Origin of the sequence: Ferrimonas sp. SCSIO 43195 (assembly GCF_023716685.1) — a bacterium.
In the GTDB taxonomy this organism is placed as follows: domain Bacteria; phylum Pseudomonadota; class Gammaproteobacteria; order Enterobacterales; family Shewanellaceae; genus Ferrimonas; species Ferrimonas kyonanensis.
Genome location: NZ_CP072679.1, coordinates 2942978 through 2963651 on the forward strand (window position 1 = coordinate 2942978; position 20674 = coordinate 2963651).

A 20674-nucleotide genomic window follows, 5' to 3' on the forward strand; every position below is an offset into this window, starting at 1 on the left:
CAGTCACCAACGGGAAAGGCACACGACATAGCCCCCGCGCTCAGACCTGAATCCAACAGTCTCCTTAATGCCATCGACCAATAATCAGGCATAAAAAAACGCCCCCTTGCGGGGGCGTCTTTAAGGTCGGGTTTTATTCTCGTGCGTGTGAGAATGAGAGATTAAAACTCTACCTTTGTTGGCCACTCTTTCTGGACGCGTTGTTCCAGGAATTTCTTCTTCTGAGCGTCCATCTTAGACTTGTCCAGACCTACGATGGCTTGCGCCTTGGCCTTGGTGGAGTAGTCAGGGTAGGTCACCTTGTTCACGCCGTGCTTGGCCAGAATGGTCTTCAGAGCAGCACGTGCTTCGGCACCGGTCTCTTTGGCCTTAGCCAGTTGCTCCAGACCCAGTTCTGGGTTGTGGGCATAGATACCGTGAGAGGCAATCGCGTAGTCCCAACGCCACTGAGCGTGACGGATGAGCTTCAGAGCGCCCTTCATTTCCGCTTCGGTCGCACCAGCTTCCCAAGCAGCACCAGCGTCGAAGTGAGCTTTAACAATAACGTCTTCCGCAGCCAGCTGAGCTTCGTGAACCTCTTTCTTGGCAGTCGCCAGGGCGTCAACCAGTTCAGCCTTGGTGTCGTGACAGTTAGAACAGGTCTGGTCGAATGCGTCGATGGCGTTGCCAACGTTGTGCTTGGTGAACTCTTTACCAGCAGCGTTGGTGGTCTTAGGCATGTGACAATCGATACAGGTCACGTCCATCTCATAGTGAGTGCTCTGCTGCCAGGTTTCCCACTCAGGGTGCTGGGCCTTCAGCATAGGCGCTTTAGAGATCTTGTGAGTCCAGTCTTTGAAGCCCAGGGCATCGTAGTAAGCCAGGATGGAGTCAACGTCCATGCCGCCGTCCCAAGGGAACTTAACGTTCTTGTGGTCGGTACCGTCGAAGTAGTACTCAACGTGGCACTGACCACAGGTCATGGCAGCCTGAATGTTAGGCTCTTGCTCTTCGAACTTCTGGCCAGAAGCGGCAAATGCACGCATGGCGAAAGGACGAGCCGGAGTTGGCTTGCCGGTTTCGGCATCGTGACAGTCGGCACAACCGATGGAGTTAGCCATCTCATGGCCCCAAGCGCCCCACTTCTTCTCAGAGAAGTTGCCTTCGCCAACCTGATCGTACATACGCTTCAGGTCAGGAGTCTTACAACCCCAGCAAGAAGCCGCCATTGGGCCTTCGCTGTCGGTCATTGGACCACCGGTACGCAGGCTGCGGATGTTATCGATAACCGCAAACTGGTGACCACGTGGCTTGTTGTAGTCTTTCGCAAAACCGTAACCGCCAAACATCAGCACAACCATAGGGTCGGCTTCCAGGATGTCGGCTTTATCGGTAGATTCAATGGTGCTGGCCCAAGAAGCATACTGCTCAGGATACTTCTCTTTCCAGGTCAGGTTATTAGCGTCTTCTGGGCTGTTCTTAGCAAATGCAGAACCGCTCAGTGCAGCGATGGTTACAGCCAAAGCAATTTTATTCATAGGTTTCATCTCATCCTCTCCGAGGCTTTTTTTTATCTCTCGAGTTGCATGATAGTTAACTGCCCAAAAGACAGGCATACCCCTTTGGGGGTATTCCCCCAAAAACTTATTTTGGATCAAACTTTTGGGAAAAGTAAGAGCCAAGATTGAAACATTTTCCCGAAAAAATGCCACATTCTAGACTTGGGTCACCCATGAATTTAGCGCCAAAATTTGACAATTTTACAAAACCGCAACCGTACGGCTGGCCTTACGATAAAAAATCCGCCACCCCTGCCAACGCGGTAACTCCCAGCGCTTTGGCCCCGCTTTGCGGCTACCCTGTTCATAAACAACTGTGACCCGCTTACGGGAACAATCGTACTCCACCGTGAGCTTCAGCTCCGCCAGGGTGAGCCGAGACGGAAACCGCTCATCAAACTCCTGCCGCTGCCATTGGGGTATCCCCTCAAACACCAGCTCCTCCTCTTCGATGAGCTCAAGATCCTCGACAGTCTCCACCCCCAGCGACTGTAACCGCTGCCGCAGCCAGTCCGCCGCCGATGCCGGCAGCTCGCCTTGCCCCTGCCCCAGGGCCAGCCACAACTCCCAGGCCCACAGGTCCCGGCGCAGGCGTGCTCCGACGTCGACAAAGTGCTTACCACTGAGGATCTGTTCCACCAACAGATCCAGGGTCAAATCGGCGCTGTCGGTGCATTCCGTCTCCCCCAGGGTACGGCCAGCGTAGATCACCGACGCCATCAGGGTGACGCCATCCTCCTGCAGCACCGGCGCCTGCATCTCCCCCAGGCCAGCGGCCAGCAGGGATTTCAGAGTCACCGGCGCCATGCAGGTGGCCAGGTTCAGCGTCTGGCGGGTGCCTCGTCCCGGCAGGGAAAACTGGTCAAACACCACCGCCGCCTCATCGGCGTCATCGAAGCGGCTGTCGCGCCCTTGCTGAACCTCGGCAAAACCATTACCCAGCGCCTGACGCCGTTTCTGCCGCCGCACAAACACCAGATCTGGCTGGGCACGAATCACCGCCGCCAGCCACTGTGCCCGATCAACCGGGGTAGCCGCAGACAGCTGCGGCAGACTCAACGCTTGCCGAATCTGATTGGCCAGCAACCGCGCCTCAGCCAGCAGCTGAGGGTCACAGCTCAGCGCCTCCGGCAGTGGCCGTCGCAACAACTGCACCAGGGTCATGGCGTCGCACGCCAGCGGCTGCCAGGCTTTCAGGGCCTTCAGTCCCGCTTCCGAGGTGGGCGGCTGCCACAAGCGGGCACCGATACTCAGCGCCGCCGCCAGATCCACCATGGCTTCGCGACAGCCCTTGTCATCCATGGCGGTAATAAGATGAGCAAACTGGGTGTCGATGGGCAACGGATACAAACGCCGACCATGGTCGGTGACCCGTCCCTGGCCATCGATGGCCTGCATCTGCAGCAGCTTGTCCCGGGCCAGAGTCAGCGATTTGTCCGGCAAGCCATCCACAAACTGCAGCGACGCCATTACCTCACCAGAGCAAGCGGCCGCCAGCATCGGCTCCACCAGCTCTTCACGCTGCAGCTCTGGCGGCGTTAACCCTTCCAGGGGCGCATGCTGGCCCCACAGTCGATAGCAGACGCCGGCCTCAACCCGCCCGGCCCGGCCGGCACGCTGAGCGGCACTGGCCTTGGAGATGCGGTGCAACCCTAACACCGTGCGGCCGTTGCGCTGATGGGTTCGCCGCTCCAGCCCCGAGTCCACCACGCAGGTCACCCCGGGAATGGTCAACGAGGTTTCCGCCACGTTGGTGGCCAGAATGACCCGCCGCCGCGGCCCCTGCTGCAGTGCCGCTCGTTGAGCGTCGTTGCTGGCCGAGCCATGCAGCGGCACCAATTGCACGTCCAACTCGGTCAGCGCCGACTGACACTGCTGAATCTCACGCTTGCCCGGCAGGAACACCAGCACATCACCGGACGTCTGCGCCAACCCCTCAACCACCGCTTCCTTTACCCGCTGCGACAGGTTGCGATCGTCCGCCAGTTGCTGACCATCGCGGGCACGGTGCTGAATGGTCACCTCAAACTGGCGCCCCTGCGCCTGCAAACGCTCCCCCTGCAAGTACTCACACAGGCGGGCGCCGTCGATGGTGGCCGACGTCAGCACCAACCGATGGGCGGCGCGTTTTTTCAGCAACGCCAACAGCAGATCGGTGTCCCAACGGCGTTCATGAAACTCATCGATGATCACCGTCTCAAATCCAGACAAACCGGTTTCGCTGAGCCAGCGCAGCGCCACCCCCGGAGTGACAAAGGCCACCCGAGTGGCCTCATCCACCGTGGATTCAAAACGGATGGCATGGCCAATGGCCAGCGGTGACTGCCGATTCAGAAACTGCGACAACGCCACACAGGCCACCCGCCGCGGCTCCACCACCAACACTCGGCCGCGTTCGGCCGCCCACAGTGGCAAACGGGTGGATTTACCGGAGCCGGTTTGCGACTCCACCACCAGGTGGTGGTGCTCAAGCTGAGAGACAAATGAGTGGTGCAGAACATCGATGGGCAAAGACATGAAGGCGAACAAACAGAGGGAGTGATCCACGCAGTGTACCGCAGTTAACGCTGTGGCGCCCAGCCTGGTGACGCCCCTCGCCTCCTGGTGATCCCTGTCTACACTTAATAGGTTCGATCCTGACCGTGGCCAACGCCACTGTGGAGTACGTTATGCGTCTGGCTTTACTGCTTGCCTGGGCCACCGTGGTGGCCACCGCCCCGCTGCGGGCTGACGAAACCTGCATGTCGCCCTACATGGCCAAAATCACCGGCCAGGAAGATCTGGTGTACGTCTGGACTCTGGGCGTTGAAGGCGTAGGGGACGGCCAGGACAAACTGGTCACCATAGATGTCAACCCAGCCTCTCGGCAATACGGCACCGTCATCCACTCCCTGTCGGTGGGAGGCCGCCATGAAGCTCACCACAGCGGCTTCACCGACGACCGCCGTTTCCTGTGGGCCGGCGGCCTCGACAGCTCCAAGATCTTTGTCTTCGACATCTACAGCAATCCGGCCAAGCCTAAACTGCACAAGGTGATCGACGATTTTGTCAGCGCCTCAGGCGGCGTGATCGGCCCGCACACTCATTACGCCCTCCCCGGTCGCATGTTGCTCACCGGCCTGTCCAACAACAAAGATCAGGGCGGCCGCACCGCACTGGTGGAATACAGCAACAGTGGTGACTACATCGCCACCCACTGGATTCCGGATCAAGCCTCGCCAGACTCCCTGTTCAGTGGCGCCGATGGCTATGGCTACGACGTGCGGGCCCTGCCCCGGCTCAATGTGATGGTCTCCAGCTCCTTTACCGGTCACGACAACTACATGGCGCCACTGTCCGAAGTGGTGTCCAGTCCGGAGCGGCTGGCCCGGTTCGGCAACACCATGGTGGTGTGGAACCTGCACACTCGCCAGCCTCAGCAGGTACTGGAGGTGCCGGGGGCGCCGCTGGAGATTCGCTGTGCCTGGGATCCCTCCCATAACTACTGCTTTACCACCACCGCCCTGACCTCGAAATTGTGGCTGGTGTCCATGGACGCCAAACGCCGCTGGCACGCAGCCGCCGTTGCCGACATCGGCGATGCCGCCGCCATGCCGCTGCCGGTGGACATCTCCATCTCCAGTGGCGATGACCAGTTGTGGGTCAACACCTGGAACGACGGCACCACCCGCCTGTTTGACATTCGAAACCCCAAGGCCCCCAAACAGGTGTATCAGCTCAAGATTGGCGAGCAGGTCAACATGGTGTCGCAAAGCTGGGACGGAAAACGCCTGTACTACACCTCATCGCTACTGGCCAACTGGGACAAAACCGAGTCCGCCAGTGGTGAAGACCTGCAATACTTCAAGGCCTACCACTGGAACGGCAAGGAACTGCTACCTCAGTTCAGCATCGATTTTCACCAACAGAAGCTCGGAAGCCCGCATCAGATGCGGCTGTCGGCCTACGCTCTGTATGGGGCCCGCCCCCAAGACGCGGCCACCACTGCCGAGGTAAGCCCATGAGTATTGCCTCTGTCGGTCTAAAATGGCTGCTGCTGGCCACCCTGGTCCTACCCGCGAGCCTCTGCGCCAGTGAAGATCCACATCGAGACCATCAGGGCGCGGCCAAAACCGCCCCCGGCTACTTCCCACTGGCGTTCCCGGCTCCCGCTGCTGGCAGCTACTCCCTGCCGGTCATCGGCAGCGCCGCCGATGGTGAGGTGCTGCTGGACACCGGTCAGCGCCGCCGTTTGCACCAGATTTTTGACGACAAGCTGGTGGTACTGAGCTTTATCTACACCCACTGCCCCGACCCCAACGGTTGTCCGCTGGCCAGTTACGTACTGGCGCAGTTGCAGAAACAGATCACCCAACACCGCAGCCTCAGCCAACGGGTCAAACTGATAAGCCTGAGCTTTGACCCGGACAACGACCCGCCTCACATTCTGGCCGCCTACGGCCGCCATTTCCGCTCCCCCCTGGGCCAATGGGAGTTTGTCACCACCGAAGGCCATCAACAGCTGCAGCCGATTCTGGACAGCTACAACCAGTGGGTGACCCCGGTGATCGGCCCCCAGGGTCAGGCCACCGGCATGCTGTCGCACCTGCTGCGGGTGTACCTCATCGACCCGCAAAACCGAATCCGCAATATCTACTCCACCAGCTACCTGCACCCCAGGTTGCTGCTGGCCGACCTGCAAACCCTGGCAGCGGAAAAACCGGATTAGCTCAGCCGTAGCAATGAACAATTCGGCATCTCCGTAGCACTGAGGTGCCCTGGGATACTCCCTGCGACTCCGCTTTATGGTTCATACAAAATAACCTCACCGGCCCTGTCTAATAATCATTCAGGCAACCAAATTAAAAAGGCTATTTCGCATCAATATGCGAACAACAAAATAGTACTGCTCCCTTATTCACACACTATTGCTGTGATAATCGTTCAATCAAGTCGCCCTCAAACATACACCAAAAGACTCAATCCGAATCTGTCAAAAAGCCGCATTTATAAAATTCAAACCCAGCAGCAACTAGGACATTTCATAATGTTTTCTTATAGATGCGGCCAATACCACCCAATTGTTGATTAATTGATAACAGATCGTTAACATTCGCTTCGCTGGCAAAGCGGGAATCAAATACAAGACAATTTCACGTCAATTGTTAGCACGTTGCCAGGATATAAATAATGGATTTATTACTATGAACAGGAGCACAAGGATGCGCTTATCTCCAGTCGCAATTAGCCTTTTCTCGATCTCACTGCTTTCCGGATGTGGCGGCAGCAGTTCCAGCTCAAACAGCGAATCTCAACTTCCTGCGATAGAGATGGTGAATTTTACCATCCAGGGGCTGGCGACCGATGCCCCCGTAGCCAATGCGACCATAACCGGCACCATGGGGGGAATCACTGCCACGACCACTGCCGATGCTCAAGGTCGCTACCAGCTAGCATTCGAATATGAAAAGGGCAGCCTCTCCGGCTCTGAAATGGTAAGACTAAACGCCAAAGGGGAAGGAGAACAGAGCCACATCGAACTCGTGAGCCAATTGGGCTCCCTGGCCACCCTCGGTCAGCAAGCCGGTGACGATGCGGTGTTGGCGCAGACGGAATCCAGTCGCACCACCATTACTCAGCTCAGCACAGCGCTGCACCTTCTAAGCCAAGATACCGGCCTGCCTTTAACCAGCGACGCCAAATTGGCCGAAGCTGAGTCTCTGGTTAATGCCGAAACGGTGCTGGAGTTGGCAGCGATCATCAAAGTTCTCGCAGATAACCCGGACTACACCCCGGAACAGGGCACCATTCTGGATGCCCTCTCCTCGAACCAAGAAGGAGTGCAAGCCTCCGTCGATGACTATCTGGTGCAGCAGGGGTTGATGGATGAAGCTGGCGAATACACCGAAGAATTTGCCGATGCGGTGGAAGCCGCAGAAGCCGCCACTCTGGCCGATCCCGCGGTCACTCCAGGCTTCAGCACCGAAGAGCTAACAGGCATCAACGTCCTCACCAATTCGGTGACCCCGGGATGGACTGAGGGCCAAGGTAGCATGATGAGGCTTCATGAAGGGGGAGGCGCCAGCCTGACCAATCCCACCAGCTTCGCCAACTACATGGAGGATGATGTTGACGGTAGCTGGCAACTGTCAGATCAGGGGCAACTGGTGATCCAGTATGGTGATAACCAATCCACTCTGTATGAATACCCGTCCTATGAGGAGGTTGCAGAGCGTTGGGGGCAACAGGCTGCAAACGCCCTGCAAGAGTACCGAAACTCCAGCTATAACGATGAAGTCATCGTTCACAGTTCCTATAAGCAAAGCGAAATCATTCGGCTAACCACAGGTACACTGAGTAAAGTGGCAGTGTCCACCGAGATTGAATACACCCTGGATCTTGAGAGCCTCGGAATTACCTGGAATGGTGAACTGCCAACAGCGACTGAAGCATCTGACTCTGTGCAGACTTGGCGAATCGGCGCTGGCCACTCTAGCTTATGGAGCCAGGCCCCGAGTGGACATTGGGCCCTCCCAATTCCTGCACAGCTCAAAGGCTACTTTGACACTGCGCCTCAGGATTACCGAGTTCATCAGCACTTAGTTCTGAGTGACGAAGGGGCCATGCTCACTCCGGAAGGAGAAAGCATGGGCCAATGGTCTTTCGCACAGGGAGAGCTGGTTCTCAGTACCAATGAAGGCTGGCGCGTAACAGTCTTACCCTACAACCAGGTAGACGGGCTATACAGCGCTTTAGTTAGAGTCGAACAAGGGGACTTCCAATACAGCGCCATCACCTGGATTGCCCAGTACCAACAGTCAGACAGCACCCTGGAAGCAGACCTCATCCAGCCCGCTCCTCATATTCTTTCCGCCGAGATCAACAGTTGGATAGCCAGTGTAGAGGATGACACCAAGACCGACGTTAGTTACTTGTATGGCTATGGCTTTAACGAAGATGGCAGCCTAATCCGCGTCTCTGGCCACCGGGAAAAGGATGACCAAGGCATGGAAACCGGCAACAGCTTCTTTGGCTACGATGAGGCATTTCACCAGTGGAGCCAAGAAGGTAACTACCACTACAGAATGCTGGGCGAAATAGACTGGGGCAACGGCGACTTGACGACCCGCAATCGCAGCTGGGAGGTGATCGCTAGCCTGAGCGGTGGTCGCCACCTGGTGCTGGAGCAGTCGACCTGGACTTACGACTCGCTGAATGACAGCCTGGACGAGTCCAGCATATTCATCTTCCCGAGAATCAATGTCCTTACCAGCCGAGACTTATCCCAGTGGCAAGCAGCCTATCAGTACAGCGAGGAAATCTGCTCCCTGCCCTGGTTTGGTTGTGCCAACGCCGGCAATGTCGTAGAAGCGGCCGGCAAATCAATCGAGCCTCAACAATAACATCCTCTGTAATGGCGACCAGAGATACCATTAGGGCACCCCTGCGGGTGCCCTCTGTTTTTACTTACCAAAGAAGAACGCTCCTGACCGAGAAACAAGCACCTTTGCATACACCGAACCCTGGCAGCGGAAAAACCGGATTAGCTCAGCCGTAGCAATAATTTACAGGGCCTTCGTTAGCCATTATCCTGTAGTCAATAACACCCAGCACCAAGTTCTGAGACCATGGTTCACGCAACAAAGGAAGTCCTGTTTATGTCACGCTGGCAACTGCTGTTCTGGGGAGTACTGCTGGTGGCAGTACTGTCCCTGATGGCAATGCTACTTACGCCACAGACCAGCTTCGCCCATTGGTGTTTGCTGTCCATCAGCACCCTGTTGATCTACCCCTGTTTCGGCTTCGCCTACCAGGTGCCGATTGGTGCGCTGTGGATGGCGAGGCTGAATGCCGGACTGGTGATCGTCAGCTTTGCGTTCATGTTGCTGATGGGGTTGATCTACACCTTTGAGAATCTTGATTTACTGCATATCGCCGAATTTATCGTCATGTTCGCCGCGGTATTGCTGCTGATGCACCCACCTTACCAGTACGCGTTCCGCAGCCCGCACCTGTGGAAAACCAAGGGTATCGTGGTCGCATTCTAATGTCATTGTGGTCGCTCTACCTGGTTCGAACCCGCAGTGGCAGCCTGTACACCGGCATCACCACCGATGTCCCCCGGCGCTTCAATCAGCACCAAAATGGCACCGGCGCCAAGGCACTGCGAGGCAAAGGGCCGCTGACCCTGGCGTTTCATACCGAAGTGGGAAACCGCTCGGAAGCATCGAAGTTGGAATATAAGATCAAGCAACTGAGCAAACCCTGCAAAGAGCGCCTGATTCAAACCGGTGTACTACCGGAACCCTTGCTGGCTTCACCCCCCTCCTCTGAGGATGACTAGGGAAGACAACGCTATGATGAAACCCGTTTTACTGCTTTTACTTTGCCTTAGCCTCAGCCCTCAGACGTTGGCGGACCGATTTGACCTGTCCAGCTACCACAACAGCAATCAGCTGGTATGGGACAACCACTTCCGTCAACACACCCAGGCCTTTTTTGGCGACCACCAGCAGCAGTATTTCTGGCAAGCACCGACCCAAGAGCAGTTTCTGGCTGGCTTGGGGGGGCCACCGGAGCCGCTGGTGATGCTGGACAAACACACCTACCTGGCCACCGCTTGTCGGGCCCACTCCTGCTTTGAGAAGTCCGCCTACATCAGCAATGCCACTCAGGAACTGTACGCCATGCTGGCGTATCAGTGTCCTGATGGCGAAGGCCAGACCGACTACCGCCAGGCCGGCTGTTTATTGATCTTCTACCGCGACCAAGAGGCCCTGGCCAAGTTAAAGGCGCCACTGCTGAAATGGCAGGCCAGTCACGCCAAAGAGGCCAGCCTGCATGAAATCGCCCTGGGTGAATAGCCCACACAAACGGACTGGATGAAACGGAACGTCAACGGCATGGCCCAATCACTGACTCCCCTATTGCTCTTGCTGTGGATCGCAGGAGCCATCGCCGCACCAACCACCGTCATCGACTCGCGGCGGGATCGGGCGATCCCCATTGAGGTGCACCAGCCTGTCGCACCCCAACAATGCCGGCAGTCCGCCCTTTGTCCGGTGGCCTTGATTAGCGCTGGCTATGGTGTCTCTCATCGGGACTACCAGTTTATGGTGCAGCCTCTGATTAACATGAACTACCTGGTGATTACGGTTGGCCATGAACTGGCGTCGGATCCGCCGCTGGCAGTCAGCGGTAACCTGTACCTGCAACGACAGGAAAACTGGATTCGGGGGGCGGCCACGCTGGAATTCCTGCGCCGGTCTATGCAGCCCGACTATTCAAGCTTCGATTTTGACCACCTGCTGTTAATTGGTCACTCAAACGGTGGCGATCTGTCCAGTTGGCTGGCGACCCATCAGGGTGGCTACGTTAAGCAACTGGTTACTCTGGACCACCGCCGAGTGCCCCTGCCCAGAGATCCAAACATCGCCGTTTTGTCGATTAGAGCCAGTGACTTTGCCGCCGATGATGGGGTACTGCCAACCACTAACGAGCTGCCCTCAGGCCACGCCATTGAGGTGACCACCATTGCTCACGCCCGCCACAACGACATGACCGACCACGGCCCACTGTGGCTCAAACAGGCCATTACCACTCGCTTAGAGCGCTTTTTGCAGCCAGCAGAACGAACCTACGGAGTGGAATAGCCACAAAAAACAGGCAAAAAAAAGGCACCCTCCGTGGTGCTTTGGCCTCCCATGGCAATGGCTGCAACGGCAACCAGCGGGAATGAAGTACAGACATCCAGTCTTACAAGGGTTGATGAAATCGCCTTCCTAAATCCTTAGCTGACAGGTCAGATAAGCAGTTACGGCTCGGACTGCCTGGCAATCCGTACGCCTATCTTACCTTGCGCTGTTAAAACCTGTAGTATCAACAAACTCAAAACAATTTAAACTACCAGTTAAAAGCAATGAACATTGAACTGAGCCGCTACCTGCCGGCCTTCATCAGCGCCGCCCAGACCCACAGCTTTTCCGACGCCGCCCGTAAGCTTGGCGTCAGCCCCGCCGCCATCAGTAAAAGCATCAAGTCTCTGGAAGTGGCATTGGGGGTACGGCTGTTCCACCGCACCACCCACGACTTGTCGCTGACCGACGAGGGCCGCGCCTTCGCCCGAAAAGTGGCACCGGTGGTGAATGAGCTCAGCGACATTCTGGCGACCGCTCAGTCCTTTACCGAACGTCCCAGTGGCCGCTTGCGGGTCAGCCTGCCCTACAGCTATGGCCGCGAATACGTACTGCCCTTGGTTCGCCCCTTCCTCGACCGCTACCCCGAGATTGAGCTGGATCTGCGTTTCGAAGATCGGGTGGTGGATATGGTCAAGGAGGGCATCGATGTGGCCATTGGCAACCACCTTCAAGCCGACAGTCGCCTGGTGGCCCGCACTTTGGGACCGGTGAAACTGGTCACCCTGGCCTCACCGGATTTTCTGCACCGCTATGGCATCCCCACCCACCCGGACGATCTGGACCGCTTTAACTGCGTTCGCTATCGCATGGCCTCCAGCCAACGACTGGTGCCGTGGACTTTTTGCAGTCCCGATGGTCGGGCGTTCAGCAAGGATCAGATGAAATCCAATGTCTCCACCACCAATGTGGAGCTGGGACTGGAGCTGGCCAAAGACGGCATCGGCATCACCCTGGCCGCCGCCAAGATTGCCCAGCCCTATCTGGATGACGGTTCGCTGGTGCAGATTCTGCAAGACTACTGTGCCGACCGACCGCCGTTTATGATCTACTACGCCTCCAACAAACAACTGGCGCCTAAAACCCGGGTGTTTATCGACTACATTATTCGCCACATGCAAGCCGCCTGAGGCGACGACTGGCACCCGTCTCGGCGCAAACAACGTTCGACAGCCACAAAAAAAGCCAGCCCCGAAAGGCTGGCTTTTCTTTTGTCAGAGTCTCAGTCCAAATCGGACAGATCCTGCTCGTCACCGTCAATCACCGGTGCAAACAGGTACAGTGACGCCATGATGGTCTCAACCAGAGTACGCATGGTCAGTCTCCCGCAGTCTTGGGATTTGGCGGCTAACAAGCGGCCGCCCCAAAAGTGACTCTGAGTATAGTCAACTCTGCCTTGACCGCAGCTGACCAGCCTTGAGCTTGGCCACACTATTTCTTCAGCCCCAGCCGCCTGGCCAACCGGTGCAAATTGCCGCTGTCCATCTGCAGCCGCCTGGCCGCCGCCGACCAGTTGCCCGCCTCGGCGGTCAGCGCCTGCTGAATCAGCCGAGTCTGGAACTGATCGGTGGCGTCGCGCAACCCGCCGGCCTCAGTCACCTGCTGCTGCATCGCCTGTGGCTGTGGGCTTGCCGAAGCCTGCCCCAATCGCAGCATCGCCGGCTCAATGACAATGTGATCACCACTTTGGGCCGAACGGGCCACCACCGCCGCCCGGAACAGGCAATGTTCAAGCTCGCGTACGTTACCAGGCCAGGCGTAGCTCCGCACCGACTCCTGGGCAGCGTCGGTCAAACTCAACCCCGCCAGACCCAGCTTGCTGCGATTGCGTTCGAGAAAGAAGCCGCACAACAGCAGCACATCCTGACCGCGGCTGCGCAATGGCGGCACCCACAGCGGAAACACACTCAGGCGATGGTACAGATCGGCACGAAACCGCCCGTCGCTGACCTCCTGCTTCAGATCGCGGTTGGTGGCGGCAATAATCCGCACATCCACCTGAACCGGCTGGTCGCTGCCCACCCGCTGCAGATCGCCGTACTGCAACACTCGCAGCAACTTGGCCTGCAACGACAGCGGCAACTCGCCAATCTCATCCAGAAACAGGGTACCGCCATCGGCCATCTCAAACTTGCCCTGGCGGTGGCTGATGGCACCGGTAAAGGCCCCCTTCACATGACCAAACAGTTCACTTTCGGCCACCGATTCCGGCAGCGCGGCACAGTTGAGGTACACCAGAGGTTGGGCAGCCCGAGAAGACTGAGCATGAATCGCTTCCGCCACCAACTCTTTACCTACCCCGGTTTCTCCGGTCACCAACGCGGTCAAATCCGTAGACGACACAATGCCAATCTCTCGCTTCAAATCCAGCATCGCCGCCGATTGGCCGATGATCTCACCCGGCGGTGCCGACTGAGGCCGGCCGACGCGCTCACCGCCACCGGCAGACAACAGCTCCAGCTCCTCCACCAACAGCGCGTTGTTGAGGCTGGCGGCGGCCAGCGCCGTCACCGCCCGTAACTCGCGGTCGCTGAAACCGTCGAACTGATTGGGGTTGAAGCCGTCGATGGTCACCGCCCCTATCAAGCGTTGATTCACCAGCAGCGGCAAGCCGATGCAGGCGTGCACTTTCAGATCGCTGGGGTGGTTGGCAATCAGGCCATCGTAGGGATCCGGCAACTGGCTGTCGGCGGGAAAACGCACCACATCGCCGGCACGGGCGATGGCCTCGAGCCTGGGGTGATCGGCAATGACAAAACGCCGCCCCAGCACTTCGGCCTCCATGCCATTGGTGGCCAGGGGCTCAAAGTGATGGTCACTGAGCTTCAGCAGCGCCGCCGCATCGCAGGCCACCAGATCCCGAATGGTGGTCAATAGCCGCTGAAACCGGTCGGCATCGGAGAGGCCAGAGGTCAAATCCAACGCCAGTTCGGCAAACTCATCCAACTGCAAACTCATGGGTACCTTTCCTATGTCAAAATGACAAGCCACTGTCTTAATGACACTAGTCGATTAGTGTCGAAATGACAATGTCAATTTTAAATACACATTAAATTCAATTAGTTAATTATTGGCACGGACACTGCAATAACTCAGACAAGCAAACCACATTTGATTGAACTCTGAGGCTACACCATGGCAATTCACGTTAAGAACAACATCCACTGGGTCGGACAACGGGACTGGGAAGTGCGCGACTTCCACGGCACCGAGTTTAAGATGCCAAAAGGCACCAGCTACAACAGCTACCTGATTCGGGAGGAGAAGACCGTACTCATCGATACCGTCGATCACCGTTTCAGCCACGAATTTGTCCATAACCTCAGCCAGGAAGTGGATCTGAACAGCATCGACTTCATTGTCATCAACCACGCCGAAGAAGACCACGCCGGAGCCCTGGCCGCCCTGCTGGAGAAGATCCCCGGTACCCCCATCTATTGCAGTGAAAATGCCATCGATTCCATCACCGGCCACCATCACCGCCCGGACTGGAACTTCCACACCGTGAAAACCGGCGACAGTGTCGACATCGGCAACGGCAAGCAACTGGTGTTCATCGAAGCGCCAATGCTGCACTGGCCAGACAGCATGATGACCTACCTGACCGGCGACGCGGTGCTGTTCTCCAACGATGCCTTCGGTCAGCACTACTGCGACGAACATCTGTTCAACGACGAAGTGGATCAGGCCGAACTGGAGGAGCAGTGCCTGCGCTACTACTCCAACATTCTGACTCCGTTCAGCGCCCTGGTCACCGCCAAGATTAAAGAGGTGCTGAGCTTCAACTTGCCGGTGGACATGATCGCCACCTCCCACGGCATCGTCTGGCGTGACAACCCGGTACAGATCATCGAGAAATACCTGAAGTGGGCCGACGACTATCAAGAGGATCGCATCACCCTGTTCTACGATTCCATGTCCGGTAATACTCGAATGATGGCCGATGCCCTGGCTCAGGGTATTCATGACATCGACCCGAAAGTGGCAGTAAAAGTATTCAACGTCTCCAAACACGACAAGAACGAGATATTGTCCAACCTGTTCCGCTCCAAGGCGGTGTTGGTGGGTTCCTCCACCATGAACAACGTGATGATGCCCAAAATCGCCGCCATGCTGGAGGAGATCACCGGCCTCAGATTCAAAAACAAACGCGCCGCCGCCTTCGGCAGCTTCGGCTGGAATGGCGGCGCCGTCGACCGCATTCAGGTGCGGCTGCAGGACGCCGGTTTCGACACCGCCGCCAGTCTGAAAGTGAAGTGGAAACCCGATGGCAACGCCCTCAATGAATGCCGCGAACACGGCCGCCAACTGGCACGCCAGTGGGCACTGGCCCCCGTCGAGCAGCCTGCTCCTAAATCCGTCCCCAACGACGTCGTGCCCCACCCGGCCACCCCGGCTCAGGCTGAAGTAAAGAGCGAAGCCCAAACCGAGGCACCCACCAAGCAATGCGGCAACGACCAAGCGGACATGCTGTGCACCGTGTGCCAGTGGGTCTACCGCAGCGCCGACGGTGAACCCAACCAAGGGGTTGCGCCGGGTACTCCTTGGTCACAGGTACCGGATCACTTCCTGTGCCCGGAATGCGGCATCGGCAAGCAGGTGTTCGAAGCGGTGAAAAAGGAGGACGCAGCATGAGTGCCCCATTGGTGATTGTCGGCAGCGGCTTTGCGGCCTACCAACTGGTCAAGGCGCTGCGGCGCCTGGACAGCGACCGCCCCATTACCCTAATCACCCAGGGCAGTGGCGACGAATACTCCAAGCCTGAGATCAGCCATGTGTTCAGCAAGGGCCAGCCTGCCAAACAGCTGATTCAGCGCCGGGGCGAGGTGTTCGCCGAGGAGATGAACCTGACCCTGATGGCCCACACTCGAGTCAAGGCCATCGACACCGCCAACCAGCGGCTGGAGACCAGCGGCGGCAGCGTCGACTACCAGCAACTGGTGCTGGCCACCGGCGCCTCGGCCATGGTGCCGGTGATCGACGGTGATGCCGGTGGCAACCTGATTACCCTCAACAGCCTGGATGCCTACCACAAGGTGGAGCAGCGCCTGTCCCGGGCACAGTCGGTGATGGTGATTGGCGCCGGTTTGATCGGCACCGAGATGGCGATGGATCTGGCCAGCGCCGGGCGCCAGGTGGTGTTGTGCGACCGGGCCGAACGGGTGCTGCCACAGCTATTGCCACCGTTCATCTCCGCCCAACTGGCGGGCGTGTTGCAACAGCAGGGCGTCACCCTGGCAATGAATGATTCACTGCGACGCCTGAACCGCGATGGCGACGCCCTGGTCGCCACCATGACCAGCGGCCAGCAACACCGGGTAGACGAGGCCATCTGCGCCATCGGCCTGATGCCAAACACCGCCCTGGCCGCGGCCGCCGGCCTGATGGTCAACAAAGGCATAGTGGTAGACAACCAGCTGCGAAGCAGCGACCCTAAGGTATTCGCCCTGGGCGACTGTGCCGAAGTGGAGGGCAAACATGAACCGTTCCTGCAACCCATTCTGCTGGCCGCCAACGCCCTGGCTCAAACCCTGTGCGGCACCGCCACCGCCCGCCATGGTGCGCCGATGATGGTGAAGGTGAAAACGCCGCTGATGCCGATGCAACTGGCCGGTGACACCCACAGCGCCAGTCGCTGGCAGGTGGAGATCACCGACGGCGGCCTCACCGCCCAAGCACTGAACGACGCCAATCAACTGCAGGGGTTTGTGGTCAGTGGTGATCACCAGCCCCAGGGCTTTGCCCTGCTGCGCCAACTGAATTGCTGATTAATCCGAGTAAGGAGAACACCATGAGCCACTTACGCATTCCAGCCAACTGGACCATTCAACGCTCGACCCCGTTTTTTACCAAAGACACGGTACCGGCGGCCCTGCTCAACCACCACAACACCGCCGCCGGCGTATTCGGCCAGCTGTGCGTAATGGAGGGCAGCGTCACCTACTTCGGCTTTCCGGACAAAGACACCATGGAGCCGGAGCTGGTGGTCACCATTGAGGCCGGCCAGTTTGCCACCAGCCCACCGCAGTACTGGCATCGCATCGAGCTGTCCGACGATGCCCAGTTCAACATCAACTTCTGGTCCGACAAAGACAAGGGCGATGAAAAACTGGTGAACACCCAGTAAACCGCCCCAGTGATGCCATGGGCTAAGTCAGCGATGCCATAGGCTAAGTCAGTGATGCCATGGGCTGAGTCCGCTCAGCCCATGGCCGTAGCGCGGTTGTGCCAGAACGGTTGGTTGCCAAAACGCTGAACACTGGCATAGAGGGAGTGGCGCAGCTGCAGATACTGATTGAAGTCATCAAACACCTGCTGCTGATAGGGCAGCAGTGCCACCACGTCCGGCCGCTGTAGGTAGTCGGCAATGCTCTGCCCCGCCAGCTCGCCGTGCATCAAAGCCTTGGTGATTCCCGCCGACGAGATGGGGTCGTAACGACTGGCACAATCCCCCACCGCCAGCCAATGGCGCCCCACCACATTACTCAATATTCCCGACGGCGCCGAGCGGCGAAGCAGTGTCAGGCCTTCGGCCCGAGCCGCCGCCAACACCGGCGCCAGATGGGTTTGAAACAAGCGGTTGTCCTCAGCCCGCTGCAACCACACCGCCGGGTCGGCCAGCGACGCCGTCGCCATGCTGGCTTTATCGCAGCACAGCATCAGCATCACCTTCTGTTCCGGCAACCGGGCCGCGTACCACCACCCGTAGGACTGCGCCTCCACCAGGGTACGGTCGGTCATCGAACCGCCCGGAGTCAGCGGCAGCACCGCGCACAGGTACACCACTTCATCCAGAGTATTGTCGGCCACCCCCAGCGCCCGGCACACCTGACGGGCGCCGCCGCTGGCATCCACCACAAAGCGGCTGTGCAGCGGGCGAGGTTGTGCCGCTATGGTGAGGGCTACGCAATCCTCCTGCGGCTGCACCCCCTGCACCTTTACCCGTCGCCGCAGGCCGATGTCGCGGCGCTTAAGCTGACTGGCCAACTCCGATTCAAACCGGGCCCGGTCCAGGTGATAGCCCGGCCCGGACAGATCAAAGAAGAAATCATTGTGTCCGGGTTCGGGCTGCTGCCAGATGGAAATGGAGCCGGAACACACTTGCTGGCTGCGCAACAACCAGCGACTGTCTTCGCCCAGCAACCGGCTCAACACTTCGCCCGCCGCCGGCGGCAGGGTCTCCCCCAACTTGAACTGTGGCGCATCGGCGGCGTCCAGTATCTCGACTTTTAGCCAGGGGGCCTGTTGATGCAGGGACAATGCCGTCGCCAGCCCCGCCGGCCCGGCCCCCAAAATCGTTACGTCGTTATCGGTACGCATACTGCCTCCTAAAACAACGCTGACTGACCCCAGGGCCAGCCAGCGTTGGTGTTACTCCTATGGCTGGCTAGTCTTGTTTATCCAGCGCCGCCGTCGGCCAGGGCTGCACCACCTGGCCGTAGGAGTCGTACAGACTCTGTACCTCCAGGAATTTATCGCTGCCGTAATTGCCGCCCTTGGACGCCGGGATCTGCGAGCCCTGAATGATGAAACCGGTCTTATGCCAGTTAGCCAGAAAATCGAGGTACTCCTGATAACGGCCTTCGTTTTGTGGAAACGGCGAATAGGTCAGGTTGTCGCTGCCCTCTTTGTCGCCCCGAACACTGAACAACTGCCCACCCAGGTTCCATTGCTGCTTATGTTCATCAAACTGACACAACTGCGCCGGATACACCTGCACCGGGCGCTGGGCCGGCCACGACCAGTACAGGGTGTTGTTGCCCGCCGGGTTAGGATCCGGCGTGTGCACCGCACAGCTGTTGTAGTCGGTATGCCAGGGCTGCGACATGAACTTGCTCAGGTCGCCGGGCTCCACCGCCATGGGATTAAGGGGAATGTAGCCAATCCCCAAAAATGGCTGCGAACGGCTGGCACTGGCGTAATCCAGCGGCTGTTGGTTAATCCGAAACGGCCCGGCCACCGCCGGGTAACTGCTCTGATCGTCATTCCTGAGGTACAGGTTGACGTCGCGTACCACAAAGGTCAGATCGATTCCCGGTGAATAACGACCACCGAGGCAGTTTTCCAACACCACCTTATCGAGCTTTTCACCCACGCCCAGTTCCGGCGCCGCCTCCTGGCTGAGGCCTTCGTACCACTGCTGCAGCAGGAAGTACTGGGTCTTGGACAGCGACAGGAAACTGCGCTTGGCGTCACCCAGTGCCAACGGCATCTTGGTGCCCACCTCATCCTGTGCCGGGTCATTAGGGTCACGGATCAGCGCCTTGAAGTTGGGAATCTTCTGCTTCGGGTCATCGGTAGGCTTAATGCGGCCGATGAAGTTGTGGCCCTGCACCCCGGCGTTGGGCAGGTTGGTGTTCCAGCGTTGCAACAGGGCGCCGTGCAGCACCGGCAGCACATCGCCGTTAAACGAGGCCGGGAAATCGGTGTCGTACTGACCGCCGGCAAACAGCGACGGCATCAGTGCCAGTTCCTCGACCCAGGTATTGAACACGTCGTCCCAGGTGGAGACCACATTGCGGGTCTGTGGTGCGTAGGCCGGATCGGTAGACACAAACCAGCCGGCCACCACCTGCTGAGTGCTGCCATCATCAAACACCACGGTGGCATTGACCGGGCCATCGGCCACATCGTCAAACCAACCGTCGTTGTCGATGGCGTGATCCAGCGTCGGCGCCTGCCCTTTGGCATTGGGGAACGCAAAGGCGTTGCCATAACCGCCGGTGACCACCAACCGGCCGCTGCCTGGTTCGATCCGCAGCTGGCCCAGGGTGGTGATGTCTCCGGAGCCAGGATTCAGGTTGCTAAAGTGGTCGCCAGGAAAGCTGATGGGGTAGCTGTCTGCCGAGCAGATTCGACCGTTATCGTCGCAATAACTCGGGGTGGTATCGGCATCGAATTCGATGGCTTCACCGCCCTGCTGGCTGGAACAGATGGTGCGCGGTCCGGCGTCGATCACCAGCTTAGAACGGCGCTCGTCGCTGTCGGCCTGGGTGCCGTAACTGAGGTTGCGCAGCGGCGGCGTCTGGCCGTTTTCATAGCTGGCGATGCCCAGCTCCTGACCATCGGCATCTTCGATGGTGAAGTTGTTGTTCTTCTTGTTGGCCAGGTGCACGGTCCAGATGATGTCTTTGACGGTCTTGCCCCCCACCCGGCTGCCGATGCGAATCTCGGTGCCCTTGTCGTTGCTGGGGTAGCGGCTCTGAGGCTGGTCGTAGGCGAAAATCCGAAACCGGGCCGCCTGCCGTTTCACCTTCTGCTCAGCGTCGCGAAAGTCTTCGGCGGTAATGGGGGTATCTTCGGTGCCCCAGCGAATGGGCAGGCCACCAAACAGGCCGGTGTCCTGATCCAGCAGTTCGCCGGCGGCGGTCTCCGGTGCGATGTAAAAATCGTCACTGTTGCCCACCCGGGCAAAGTTAATGGCTGGGTGGACTCGAAAATAGGTTTGATTGCTCATAGTGG

The 20674-nt window shown here is 58.4% G+C and carries 16 protein-coding genes; 11 read left to right on the forward strand and 5 right to left on the reverse strand.

Annotated elements, in window-relative coordinates; all coding sequences use genetic code 11:
- Positions 1–161: 161 nt before the first annotated feature.
- Both J8Z22_RS13640 and J8Z22_RS13645 read right to left on the reverse strand, forming a co-directional pair.
- On the reverse strand, positions 162–1517 hold the full coding sequence (locus J8Z22_RS13640; RefSeq protein ID WP_245595546.1) for an ammonia-forming cytochrome c nitrite reductase subunit c552: 1356 nt from the start codon (positions 1515–1517) through the stop codon (positions 162–164).
- Positions 1518–1739: 222 nt separating this feature from the next.
- Positions 1740–4055 carry a helicase-related protein gene (locus tag J8Z22_RS13645; protein WP_252006795.1) on the reverse strand — a complete coding sequence of 772 codons (2316 nt, stop codon included), beginning with the start codon at positions 4053–4055 and terminating at the stop codon, positions 1740–1742.
- A 152-nt stretch (positions 4056–4207) separates the two neighbouring features.
- Here J8Z22_RS13645 and J8Z22_RS13650 point away from each other — a divergent pair, with 152 nt between their 5' ends.
- The 8 genes from J8Z22_RS13650 to J8Z22_RS13685 all read left to right on the forward strand — a co-directional run bounded on the left by J8Z22_RS13650 (position 4208) and on the right by J8Z22_RS13685 (position 12342).
- A complete protein-coding gene (locus J8Z22_RS13650) occupies positions 4208–5542 on the forward strand; it encodes a selenium-binding protein SBP56-related protein (protein WP_305881801.1) in 1335 nt (444 codons plus the stop codon).
- A complete protein-coding gene (locus J8Z22_RS13655) occupies positions 5539–6246 on the forward strand; it encodes an SCO family protein (RefSeq protein ID WP_252006796.1) in 708 nt (235 codons plus the stop codon). The genes J8Z22_RS13650 and J8Z22_RS13655 overlap by 4 nt, the downstream gene beginning before the upstream one ends.
- A gap of 601 nt (positions 6247–6847) precedes the next feature.
- Positions 6848–8920: a carboxypeptidase-like regulatory domain-containing protein gene (locus tag J8Z22_RS13660; protein ID WP_252006797.1), complete on the forward strand. Its 2073-nt coding sequence runs from the start codon at positions 6848–6850 to the stop codon at positions 8918–8920.
- A gap of 255 nt (positions 8921–9175) precedes the next feature.
- Positions 9176–9565, forward strand: a complete 390-nt coding sequence (locus J8Z22_RS13665) for a hypothetical protein (RefSeq protein WP_028111714.1) — start codon at positions 9176–9178, stop codon at positions 9563–9565.
- On the forward strand, positions 9565–9861 hold the full coding sequence (locus J8Z22_RS13670; RefSeq protein WP_035415184.1) for a GIY-YIG nuclease family protein: 297 nt from the start codon (positions 9565–9567) through the stop codon (positions 9859–9861). Before J8Z22_RS13665 ends, J8Z22_RS13670 begins: the two co-directional genes overlap by 1 nt.
- A gap of 13 nt (positions 9862–9874) precedes the next feature.
- Entirely contained in the window at positions 9875–10381 is a 507-nt protein-coding gene (locus J8Z22_RS13675; protein WP_252006798.1) for a hypothetical protein, read from the forward strand.
- Positions 10382–10399: 18 nt separating this feature from the next.
- A complete protein-coding gene (locus J8Z22_RS13680; protein WP_252006799.1) occupies positions 10400–11170 on the forward strand; it encodes an alpha/beta hydrolase in 771 nt (256 codons plus the stop codon).
- 266 nt (positions 11171–11436) lie between these two features.
- Positions 11437–12342 carry a LysR family transcriptional regulator gene (locus tag J8Z22_RS13685; RefSeq protein ID WP_252006800.1) on the forward strand — a complete coding sequence of 302 codons (906 nt, stop codon included), beginning with the start codon at positions 11437–11439 and terminating at the stop codon, positions 12340–12342.
- A 301-nt stretch (positions 12343–12643) separates the two neighbouring features.
- Here J8Z22_RS13685 and norR read toward each other — a convergent pair whose 3' ends face one another.
- Positions 12644–14170, reverse strand: coding sequence for a nitric oxide reductase transcriptional regulator NorR (gene norR, locus J8Z22_RS13690; RefSeq protein WP_252006801.1), 1527 nt, complete (start codon positions 14168–14170; stop codon positions 12644–12646).
- 177 nt (positions 14171–14347) lie between these two features.
- Here norR and norV point away from each other — a divergent pair, with 177 nt between their 5' ends.
- The 3 genes from norV to J8Z22_RS13705 are packed head-to-tail and all read left to right on the forward strand — an operon-like array spanning position 14348 to position 17339.
- Positions 14348–15847, forward strand: a complete 1500-nt coding sequence (norV, locus tag J8Z22_RS13695; protein WP_252006802.1) for an anaerobic nitric oxide reductase flavorubredoxin — start codon at positions 14348–14350, stop codon at positions 15845–15847.
- On the forward strand, positions 15844–16980 hold the full coding sequence (norW, locus tag J8Z22_RS13700; protein ID WP_252006803.1) for an NADH:flavorubredoxin reductase NorW: 1137 nt from the start codon (positions 15844–15846) through the stop codon (positions 16978–16980). Before norV ends, norW begins: the two co-directional genes overlap by 4 nt.
- A gap of 23 nt (positions 16981–17003) precedes the next feature.
- Entirely contained in the window at positions 17004–17339 is a 336-nt protein-coding gene (locus tag J8Z22_RS13705; RefSeq protein ID WP_028111706.1) for a DUF1971 domain-containing protein, read from the forward strand.
- A gap of 74 nt (positions 17340–17413) precedes the next feature.
- Here the strand turns inward: J8Z22_RS13705 and J8Z22_RS13710 are convergent, their stop codons facing one another.
- Both J8Z22_RS13710 and J8Z22_RS13715 read right to left on the reverse strand, forming a co-directional pair.
- On the reverse strand, positions 17414–18532 hold the full coding sequence (locus J8Z22_RS13710; protein ID WP_252006804.1) for an NAD(P)/FAD-dependent oxidoreductase: 1119 nt from the start codon (positions 18530–18532) through the stop codon (positions 17414–17416).
- A gap of 67 nt (positions 18533–18599) precedes the next feature.
- A complete protein-coding gene (locus tag J8Z22_RS13715) occupies positions 18600–20669 on the reverse strand; it encodes a LodA/GoxA family CTQ-dependent oxidase (protein WP_252006805.1) in 2070 nt (689 codons plus the stop codon).
- Positions 20670–20674: the final 5 nt, after the last annotated feature.

What these genes read in the sequence shown, in the direction of transcription:
- J8Z22_RS13655 (WP_252006796.1), top strand. Translation starts at nt 5,539, where the DNA reads ATGAGTATTGCCTCTGTCGGTCTAAAATGGCTGCTGCTGGCCACCCTG.
- J8Z22_RS13670 (WP_035415184.1), top strand. Translation starts at nt 9,565, where the DNA reads ATGTCATTGTGGTCGCTCTACCTGGTTCGAACCCGCAGTGGCAGCCTG.
- norW (WP_252006803.1), top strand. Translation starts at nt 15,844, where the DNA reads ATGAGTGCCCCATTGGTGATTGTCGGCAGCGGCTTTGCGGCCTACCAA.
- J8Z22_RS13685 (WP_252006800.1), top strand. Translation starts at nt 11,437, where the DNA reads ATGAACATTGAACTGAGCCGCTACCTGCCGGCCTTCATCAGCGCCGCC.
- J8Z22_RS13710 (WP_252006804.1), bottom strand. Translation starts at nt 18,532, where the DNA reads ATGCGTACCGATAACGACGTAACGATTTTGGGGGCCGGGCCGGCGGGG.
- J8Z22_RS13715 (WP_252006805.1), bottom strand. Translation starts at nt 20,669, where the DNA reads ATGAGCAATCAAACCTATTTTCGAGTCCACCCAGCCATTAACTTTGCC.
- J8Z22_RS13680 (WP_252006799.1), top strand. Translation starts at nt 10,400, where the DNA reads ATGAAACGGAACGTCAACGGCATGGCCCAATCACTGACTCCCCTATTG.
- J8Z22_RS13675 (WP_252006798.1), top strand. Translation starts at nt 9,875, where the DNA reads ATGATGAAACCCGTTTTACTGCTTTTACTTTGCCTTAGCCTCAGCCCT.
- J8Z22_RS13665 (WP_028111714.1), top strand. Translation starts at nt 9,176, where the DNA reads ATGTCACGCTGGCAACTGCTGTTCTGGGGAGTACTGCTGGTGGCAGTA.
- norR (WP_252006801.1), bottom strand. Translation starts at nt 14,170, where the DNA reads ATGAGTTTGCAGTTGGATGAGTTTGCCGAACTGGCGTTGGATTTGACC.
- norV (WP_252006802.1), top strand. Translation starts at nt 14,348, where the DNA reads ATGGCAATTCACGTTAAGAACAACATCCACTGGGTCGGACAACGGGAC.
- J8Z22_RS13640 (WP_245595546.1), bottom strand. Translation starts at nt 1,517, where the DNA reads ATGAATAAAATTGCTTTGGCTGTAACCATCGCTGCACTGAGCGGTTCT.
- J8Z22_RS13645 (WP_252006795.1), bottom strand. Translation starts at nt 4,055, where the DNA reads ATGTCTTTGCCCATCGATGTTCTGCACCACTCATTTGTCTCTCAGCTT.
- J8Z22_RS13660 (WP_252006797.1), top strand. Translation starts at nt 6,848, where the DNA reads ATGGTGAATTTTACCATCCAGGGGCTGGCGACCGATGCCCCCGTAGCC.
- J8Z22_RS13705 (WP_028111706.1), top strand. Translation starts at nt 17,004, where the DNA reads ATGAGCCACTTACGCATTCCAGCCAACTGGACCATTCAACGCTCGACC.
- J8Z22_RS13650 (WP_305881801.1), top strand. Translation starts at nt 4,208, where the DNA reads ATGCGTCTGGCTTTACTGCTTGCCTGGGCCACCGTGGTGGCCACCGCC.